General features: G+C 30.4%; 1 pseudogene. It reads left to right on the forward strand.

The features are described 5' to 3' along the window. Positions 1-204 (forward strand): annotated as a pseudogene (locus tag WH52_RS14890) (hypothetical protein); the annotation flags it as partial.

Below are 204 nucleotides of genomic sequence, written 5' to 3' on the forward strand. Positions count from 1 at the left end.
TGGGGCGTTGGTAGATTTAACTCATTTATCAGTAAGTAGAAACAGTTTAACAGGTACTATACCTAGTGAGTTGAGTAATTTGACTAAACTTGAGTTTTTAGCTTTAAATGAGAATCAATTATCAGGTAGTATTCCACTTAGTTTTGGTAGTTTAATTAACCTTAAGCAATTGTACTTTCATGATAATCAATTATCAGGTAGTAT

It is taken from the genome of Tenacibaculum holothuriorum (assembly GCF_002120225.1).
Taxonomy (GTDB): domain Bacteria; phylum Bacteroidota; class Bacteroidia; order Flavobacteriales; family Flavobacteriaceae; genus Polaribacter; species Polaribacter holothuriorum.